7 protein-coding genes are annotated in these 8,621 nt (G+C 64.2%); all 7 read right to left on the bottom strand.

Features of this window, described 5'->3' with window-relative positions; all coding sequences use genetic code 11:
* Positions 1-378 (bottom strand): OprD family outer membrane porin (locus R3355_RS10025; RefSeq protein WP_318961062.1); only part of this gene is annotated, 378 nt, incomplete at its 3' end.
* A 148-nt stretch (positions 379-526) separates the two neighbouring features.
* Positions 527-1,768, bottom strand: coding sequence for a benzoate/H(+) symporter BenE family transporter (locus R3355_RS10020; protein ID WP_090504726.1), 1,242 nt, complete (start codon positions 1,766-1,768; stop codon positions 527-529).
* 83 nt (positions 1,769-1,851) lie between these two features.
* Complete coding sequence (locus tag R3355_RS10015; RefSeq protein WP_090441622.1) at positions 1,852-2,655, bottom strand: enoyl-CoA hydratase/isomerase family protein; 804 nt, start codon at positions 2,653-2,655, stop codon at positions 1,852-1,854.
* A gap of 27 nt (positions 2,656-2,682) precedes the next feature.
* Entirely contained in the window at positions 2,683-4,215 is a 1,533-nt protein-coding gene (locus tag R3355_RS10010; RefSeq protein WP_318961061.1) for an AMP-binding protein, read from the bottom strand.
* Between the two features lie 5 nt (positions 4,216-4,220).
* Positions 4,221-4,721, bottom strand: coding sequence for a (2Fe-2S)-binding protein (locus R3355_RS10005; protein WP_090441613.1), 501 nt, complete (start codon positions 4,719-4,721; stop codon positions 4,221-4,223).
* Positions 4,722-4,723: 2 nt separating this feature from the next.
* Complete coding sequence (locus tag R3355_RS10000; RefSeq protein ID WP_318961060.1) at positions 4,724-5,530, bottom strand: FAD binding domain-containing protein; 807 nt, start codon at positions 5,528-5,530, stop codon at positions 4,724-4,726.
* The gene (locus tag R3355_RS09995; protein ID WP_318961059.1) at positions 5,527-8,529 is read right to left on the bottom strand and encodes a xanthine dehydrogenase family protein molybdopterin-binding subunit; all 3,003 of its coding nucleotides are present in this window, start codon (positions 8,527-8,529) and stop codon (positions 5,527-5,529) included. Before R3355_RS09995 ends, R3355_RS10000 begins: the two co-directional genes overlap by 4 nt.
* Between the last annotated feature and the right edge of the window lie 92 nt (positions 8,530-8,621).

The following is an 8,621-nucleotide window of genomic DNA, read 5'->3' as shown; positions in this document are numbered from 1 at the left end:
GCGGCTGTAATCATCGGCCGCCCTGCCCTCGTCGGTCACCGGCAGCAGGCCGGTATTGACCCGATCCGGGCTGCTGTCGAGCTTGAGCCCGAGCAGGCCGATGGCGTCGACACCGAAGCCGACCGGGCCTGGGGTATAGCCGGACTTGAAGTTGAGGATAAAACCCTGGGCCCACTCCTCGGCCTTGGACTGCTGGTTCGGCCCGACGATGTCGGAGAAGTCGCGACTGAAGTAGTAATTGCGTGCTTGCAGGGTCGCCGTGGCGTCCTTGAAAAAATCGCTGTCGGCAGCCAAAACCTGGAACGGCAACCCCAGCAGCAAGCCGGTGTAGATCAGGCAATGGGTGGGTTTGCATGGGCGAGTTAAGGGAAAGATCATTGTTGTAAGTTCTCTTTCTTATTAGGTTTTTAGGCAAAAGAGTTCCCACGGGCCTCTTGCAGGTCCATGTGTGGCAGTGGGAACTCTCGTGGGATACAACGTTTAAGAAGTGTGCGATTTGTCGTTACTGGCCGACGGCAACGCGACTCTAGGCGGCCCGCTCACGGCGCAACTCGCCAAGCAACCAGGACACCGCCACGCCGATCACCAGCGCCCAGAACGGCGCGCTGATACCGAACAGGCTGAACTTGCTCATGGCCACCACCAGGGCGACGAATGCACCGATCTGGCAACCGGTTTCTTTGTGGAAGGCCTGCTGCAACGCGCTGAGCAAAACGCCGATCATCGCCAGGCCGGCAATCACCAGAATCAACTCGCGCGGCAAGGCGAGGATGAACGGCACGGCGACACCGGCGAATACGCCAAACAGGGCGAACAGTACGCCATTGACCAGGGTCGCTCCGTAGCGTTGACGCGGATCGTCGCCGGCCTGCTCGGAACCGCAGATCGCCGTCATCGGCCCGGCGATATTGGCGTTGTGCCCGCCCAACAACCCGGCCAGCATGCCGCCCACGCCGCTCACCACGGTCATCGCATTGACCGGTGGCTTGTAGCCCTCGACCATCAGCACGCCGGTGGCCTGGGCATTCTCGGCACCGATTACCAGCGCCGCCAGCGGCACCGATATGGCAAAGAAGGTAGCCAAGGTGAACATGGGAGTGGTGAAAGCCGGCATGACGAAGGCGATATCCACATCCGCCGGTTTCAGCAGGCCCAGCGCCAAGGCCGCGGCGAAGCCCACCAGCCCGGCAGCCAGCACCGGCGGCACCGCCTTGACGAAACGCATGACCAGGAAGTAGGTCAGCGCCGCCAAACCGGCCATCAGCGGAACGCTGCCGACCGCTTCTACCGCGCCGACACCAAAGCGGATCATCGCCCCGGCGATCATCGCCATGACGATGGGCATCGGCAGCCAGCGCATCAACTTGCCAATCACCCCGCTCAAGCCGAGCAGCAAGACCAGCGCGCCGCTCATGATGAAGGCGCCGACCGCCTCGCGAAAGTCCAGACCGCCAAGTGCCGCGATCATGATCGCCGCGCCAGGGATCGAATAAGCGCCGCAGATCGGCTGGCGGTAGCGCAGCGCCATGCCGATGCTGATCAGTCCGCCGAGCACGTAGATGGCGAATAGCCAGGCAACCGTCTGGCCATCGCTCAAATGGCCGGCTTCGGCGGCGCTGATGACGATCAGCGCAGGCCCGGAACAGCCGAACAGCGCGGCTACTACCCCAGCGCTGACCGACTTGATGGTGAATGCCTCTCGGAGTGAGTAGCCCGATGAGGCGCCAGTAGGTGGTGCAAAAATAGTGTTCGCTTTATTGCCAGGCATGACCCGTTCTCCGCGATTGTTGTTGTACTGCGGTATGGCCGTTGTCTGCCGAGGCCTGCCGCAGGCAAGCCCCGACGGGAAGATTACTCGCCGCGAAATACCGCCGGCCGCTTGCTGTGGAACGCCTCGACGCCTTCCTTGAAGTCATACGAGCTGCGCAGGCGGCTGTAGCAGTGTCCTTCCATCTCGATGGCCACGCTCAGCGGCGCGTCTTCGTTGTCGTTGATCAAGCGCTTGGCCGTGCGCTGGGCCAGCGGCGAGAAGCGCCGCAGTTCATCGACCAGTGCGTCTACCGTGCTTTCCAGCTCGGCGTCCGCCACGCACTCGGTGGCGATGCCCCACTCGTAGGCCTGTTCGCCGCTTATGCGCTTGGCGCGCATGACCATGTGCTTGGTGCGGGCCACGCCGATGATCTTCTGCAGGCGCGCCGAACCACCGGAACCGGGGATCTGCCCGAGATTCTGCTCGGGCAATGCGTAGCGAGTAGTCTCCGAGGCGATACGGAAATCGCAGGCCAGCGACAGCTCGAAACCGACGCCGAAGGTGTAGCCACGGTTGGCGGCGATCACCGGCTTCTCGCAGCGCACCGGCGCGGCGACGTTCCAGGCCAGCTTGGAGACGTGCTCCGGCGAGGCCTCGAGGAAGCCCTTGATGTCGCCGCCGCTGGAGAAGTGCTCGCCCACCGCGCGCAGCACGATGACGCGCACCTGCGGATGCGCGTCAAGCGCTTCGAAGACCTGGCGCAGCTGGTCGCGCTGGCCCATGGAGATGACGTTCAGCGGCGCACGGTTGAGGATGATATCGGCGCGCTCACGGGCCGCATCGACCTCGACATGGAAGCCATCGAACGGGGTTTCGAGAAATTGCTGGATTGCTTGCAGTTGCATGATAGATGTCCTCGGGATAATGAGCGGTCAGCCTTTTTGGGCCTGTTCCTGGTGCTGAGCCAGCAAGATGCGGCGCAGCACCTTGCCAACGGGGGATTTGGGAATCTGCTCGATGAACTGGTAACGCCGCGGCCGCTTGAACTTGGCCAGGCCGGAGGTGATGCAGTGGGCATCCAGTTCGCCTTCGCTGACCTCGGCACGCAGCTTGATGAAGGCGGCGATGATCTTGCCCCACTGCTCGTCCGGCAAACCGACCACCACCACTTCCTCGACGGCGGGGTGCAGTGAGAGCACGTTCTCGATCTCCACCGGGCTGACGTTCTCGCCACCGGTGATGATCAGGTCGTCCACCCGCCCGGTGACAAACAGGTCGCCGTCCTCATCGAAATAGCCGGTGTCACCGGTGAAATACCAGCCATCGCGCAGCGCCTTGGCAGTGGCTTCGGGGCGGTTCAGGTAGCCTTCGAACGCCTCGTCACTGGCCAGGTCGGCGATGATCTGGCCCTCCTCCATGGGCTTGGTCTGCACCTGTGCCGATTCGGCGTCGATCGGCACCACCCGCACCCGCTGGTTCAGCGCGCTGCGCCCTGAGGAACCAGGCTTGCGGCTGGCCTGCTGGTCGATGGTGAAGGTGTAAATCTCCGAACTGCCGTAGTGGTTAACGAACAACTGCGGCTGGAATGCCTGCTCGACGCGGCGCATCAGTCCGTCGCTCATTGGCGCGCCGGCGAAGCCGATCTTCTCCACGCTGGCGACCCGCTCGCGGGCGAACGCCGGGTGCTCGATAAGCATGTGATAGAGGGTCGGCACCAGGTACAGGTTGCTGACCTGCTCCCGCTCGATGGCCTGCAGGGTGGCCTCGACGTCGAACTTCGGTACGCAGACGAAATGCCCGTCGATCAACGCCATGGCCAGCAGCGAGCGCACGCCCATGGTGTGGTAGAGCGGCATTACGCCGAGGGTGCATTCGCCGTGGCGATAAAGATTCTGCGCCACATGGGCGACCGCTGCGGCGCGTTCGGCGCAATGCCGGCGCGGCACGCCCTTGGGTTTGCTGGTGGTGCCTGAGGTATAGAGCAGCAGGGAGAAATCCTCGGGCGTAGCACGCAGGATAGTCGCTGCTGGTGCCTCGGCGCACAACTCGGCGAAGCTCAGGTCGCCCGCGGCGGCTCGCTCACCGACGGCGATCCGCGGTAGATCGATGGCGGCCGTGCAGGCAGCCACCGCAGTAGCGGTAGAGTCGTCGTAGGCCAGTGCGCGGATCTGCGCATCCTCGATGCAGTAGGCCAGCTCCTCGGCGGTCGAACGCCAGTTCAGCGGAGTCATGACGATGCCGGCGAACTGGCAGGCCCAATGCAAGGTCGCCATCTGCCAGCGGTTCTGCATCGCCACCAGCAGACGATCACCCTTGCCCAGCCCGAGTGACTCGAGACCGTGGGCGGCACACTGAATATCGACGAACCACTGTTCGTAGGTTTTTTTCACTGTACCGTCGCTGACCGCAATGGCCAGTGGGCGGCGCTCTACGGCAGCGAGGAAGCTGCGTCCGAGATCGAACATTATTGTTATACCTCTTCGTTCGTTTGACGTTGGGCGGCCACTTCGAGCACCGCCTGGACGATGCCGGTGTAACCGGTACAGCGGCACAGGTGCCCGGAAAGCATGTCGCGCACTTCGGCCTCGCTCGGGTCGGGCTGCCGCTCGAGGAAATCCACGCAGGACATGAGGATGCCCGCAGTGCAGAAACCGCACTGCAGGGCGTGATTACGGCGGAATGCCTGCTGCAGGTCGCTGAGCGTGTCGTCGTCGGCCAGCGATTCGACTGTCTCGATGCGCCGTTCGTGGGCCTGCACGGCGAGCATCAGGCAGGAGCGCATGGCGACGCCGTCCACCAGCACCGTGCAGGCGCCGCAGACGCCGTGTTCGCAGCCGACATGGACGCCTGTGGCGCCGAGGTCGTGGCGCAGGAAATCGCACAACTGGGTACGCGGCTCGGCCAGGCCTTCGCGCGTGCGGCCATTGAGCTCGAGACGGACGGCAAAACGTTGTTCGGCGGTTACGCGCATGTTCAGACTCCTTCGATGAGACGGTGACCCAGCTCGCGAACCAGTTGCCGGCGGTAGGCCGCGCTGGCATGCACATCGTCCTGGGCATCAAGCGACCAGGCGGTTTCGTTGAGCGCGTCCGGTAACGCCGCACCGCGCGGCAGGCTGCGCATCACCGGACGATCGGCGACCCCGCCGACACCCAGGCGCACCTCGTCGATGCCGATACAGGCGGCCAGCGAGACGATGGCGAAGTCGCCGTGGCGCATGGCGATTTCCTGGAAGCGATAAATGATGCCCTCGCGCTTGAGCGGGAAGCGCACCTCGACGACCATTTCGTCGGCGCGTTTGTCGGTGGTGAGAATGCCCTGGAAGAACTCGGCAGCCTTGATCACGCGCTTTCCCTTGATCGACTCCAGGACGATCTCGCCGCCTAAGGTCACCAGGCTCAGTGGCAGCTCGGCACTAGGGTCGGCGTGGGCCACAGAGCCGCACACGGTGCCACGGTTGCGGGTCTGGAAGTGGCCGATCCAAGGCATCGCCAGGGCCAGCAGCGGTACTTCGTCGGCCAGCGTCGGCCGCGCCAGCAGTTGCGCCTGGCGTACCGCGGCGCCCACCGCCAGGCAGTCCTTGCGCAGCTCGATATAGTCCAGCTCGGCGACCTGATTGATGTCGATCAGCAGCTTGGGTTGGGCCAGGCGCATGTTCAGCACCGCCATCAGCGACTGACCGCCGGCAATGATGCGTGCCTCCTGGCCATACTCGGCGAGCAGCTCGAGTACCTGGCGGCGGCTCTCGGCGCGTACGTAATCGAAAGCAGCCGGTTTCATTGCGCACCTCCTTTGCCGAACAGCCTGACGAACAGCGCACGCAAGCGCGCCCACCAGCCGTCGGCGATCGCCTGGCCACTGACCCGCTGCGACAGGCGGGTGAAAATCTGTCCGATGATCACTTTCGAGGCCCCTTGCATCATGCGGCTGCCGACCGCGGCGACCTTGCCGCTGACTACGACCTGGTATCGGTATTCCAAACGCGTGTGACCGTTCTCCAACTCGACGAAACGCACCCTGGCGTGGCCCTGGGCCGAGCCCATGGAGCTGGTGCCAGAGCCGGACAGGCGCAACGAATGAGGTGGGTCCAGCTCGCTCAAGGCGACCTTGGCCTCGAAGCGTGCGCGGATCATGCCCACGCCGACGGTAACGTCCGCACGGTAGCGATTCTCGCCCTGCAGCTCGAGGGCATGGCATCCCGGGATGATCGCAGCCAGGGTGGCCGGGTCGAGCAGGGTGTCGAACACTTGCTGTGGCGGGGCCGGGATCACCACCGCATCGTTGGCGCGCAGGGCCGAGCCGCCGGCCGGTTCTGCGTCAAAACCGTCGTCCTGCTGCATGCCGGCCGGCCGCGGAGGTTCGTCGATGCCAATCATGCTGCGCACTTTCGACGGTGTCAGCGGCAGGCGAATGTCGGGGCGACCTAGGGCATCGGCCACGGCGTTGGCGATGCATACCGGCGTGCTCATGTTGTTGCCCTCGCCGACGCCTTTAGCCCCCAGGGGGGTGAACGGCGACGGCGTTTCCAGATGCAGGATCACTGGGTCGGGCACTTCCGGTGCGGTGGGCACCAGGTAGTCGGCGAAGGTACCAGAGAGGAAACTACCGTCCTCGCCATAGGCGAACTCCTCCATTAGTGCCGCGCCAAGCCCCTGGGCAAAGCCGCCGCGGATCTGCCCGTCGACCAGCGCGGGATTGAGCAGGCGGCCGGCATCGTGGCACGTCACGTAGCGGTCGATATGAATCTCGCCGGTGACGCGGTCGATCTCCAGACCGCAGATGTCAAAGACGAAGCCGTAGCACAGCGAACTGTTGATGAGATCGCTGTCGTCTGGAGCCGTGAGCTGCGGGGGACTCCAGAATGCTGTCTCGCGCAGGCCACCCGGCTCGCCTTCCGGGAGCAGACCTGGCGACCAGTGGGTGGCGCCGGCGATGCGGTGGAACGGTGCCGAGAGACCTCCGTTGATGACAAAAATCTTGCCGCCGCCGAAGCGGATGTCTTCCTGCTTGGCTTGCAGTTGCACGGCGGCAATCGCGGCGAGGCGATCACGCACCTTCAGCGCGGCCTGGTAGACCACACCGGCCACCGCGCCGGCGAAGCGGCTGGAATAGTTGCCCGAGGCGATCGACCAGGCATCCTTCTGGGTGTCCAGTTCGACGTTGACCACGATCGACTCCAACGCGACGCCGAGTACATCGGCGACTACTTGCGCCACTGCGGTCTGGTGCCCCTGGCCCTGGGGCGTCGAGGAGACGTGCACGCTGACATCGCCGAGCGGGCCGACGTTGATGGTCGCCGTGCTCACCGCGCCGTTCTTCGGCCCGGCCTTACGCCGTTCCTCGGGGGTCATCGCGGTGGTGATGTAGCCCATGTTGGAGATCGACGGTTCGATCACCGCCGCATAGCCGATTCCGTACAGCCGGCCTTCGTTGCGCGCCTGGTCGCGGCGGTGCAACAGCTCGTCGAGACCGCCATCCTTGACCGCCAAATCGATGCCAGCCTGGTAATCGCCGGAATCCAGCAGAGCGCCGGCCGCCGCACGGTAGGGGAAGGCGTCGGCCGGTACCAGGTTGCGGCGGATCACCTCCAGCGGATCAAGGTCCAACTGCACGGCGATATGCTGCAACAGACGCTCCAGGGCGAAGTACACCTGCGGGCCGCCGAAGCCTCGGTTGAGGCCGGTGGGGGTCTTGTTGGTCAGCACCACGCGGTTGCGCACCAGCAGATTACGAATCGCATAAGCACCCGTTAGGTTGCCGTGCATGCGATAGAAGGTGGCCGGCTCCGGTGCGCGCAGGTAGGCGCCGCAGTCGTCGATCTGGTCATAACGCAGGGCGGTGATGCGACCGTCGGCCTGTACCGCCGCCTCGATCTCGGTGACCCGATTGGTCGCAGAGGACGCGCCCTGAAGATGCTCAAGACGGTCTTCGACCCACTTCACCGGGGCGCCAACCTTGCGTGACGCCAGCCCCATCATCACCACGTAAGGGAACACGCCCTGTTTGATACCGAAGCTGCCGCCGGAGTCTTTCGGCGTGCGCAGACGCAGGCGGTTGCTCGGCACGTTGAGCGCGCGAGCCATCACCGTGTGCAGCGCATAGGGTCCCTGGAAGTTGGCCAGCACATCGTAGATACCGGTAGCGCGCCCGTACTGGGCAAGCACCACGTAGCACTCGATGGGGGTGCAGGAGCTGCGCGGAAAGCGCACCTTCAACGATACTCGGTGCGGCGCCTGCTCGAAGGCCTGTTCCGGTTCGCCGTAGCGGAAATGCCGCTCGTTGACCACGTTGCTGCCGACTGCCTCATGCAGCACCGGCGCCTGTTCTGTGGTGGCGGCCTCTGGATCGATGATCGGCGGCAGCTGCTCATAGTCGACACGTACGCCGTCCAGGGCGTCTTCGGCCAGGTAACGGCTCTCGGCTATCACTACCGCCACCGGCTCACCGACGTAGCGCACCTTATCCACGGCGATGCACCAATGCTCCATCGGCTGGCGCACGCCGACCGGGAATGGCAGGGCCCAACGCTTGACGTCCTCGCCAACGAGTACGCCGTGCACACCCTTCATCAGCAGCGCTTGGGAGAAATCCACGGAAGTGATGCGAGCATGGGGATGGGGTGAACGGACAATGGCAGCATGCAGAGTACCGGGCGGGGTGGCAGCATCGTCGGCATAGCAGCCCAGGCCACGCAACAATGCAGCGTCCTCGACACGGGTCTGGCGAGCACCAATATGGCCGCTGTGCTGGGTAACTAAGTCAGGCTGATATAGGTTCATCACTACTTCTCGCGTTGTTGTTGTGCGCGATTAACTCGTAGTGAAGTGTATGGAGCCTAACTGGCCGACCGCCTTGCCTCAGCCGATGAATA

Origin of the sequence: Pseudomonas sp. (genome assembly GCF_033723075.1) — a bacterium.
GTDB lineage: Bacteria > Pseudomonadota > Gammaproteobacteria > Pseudomonadales > Pseudomonadaceae > Aquipseudomonas.
Note: the sequence above shows the minus strand (reverse complement) of the source record. Positions and strands in the feature narration are given on the sequence as shown.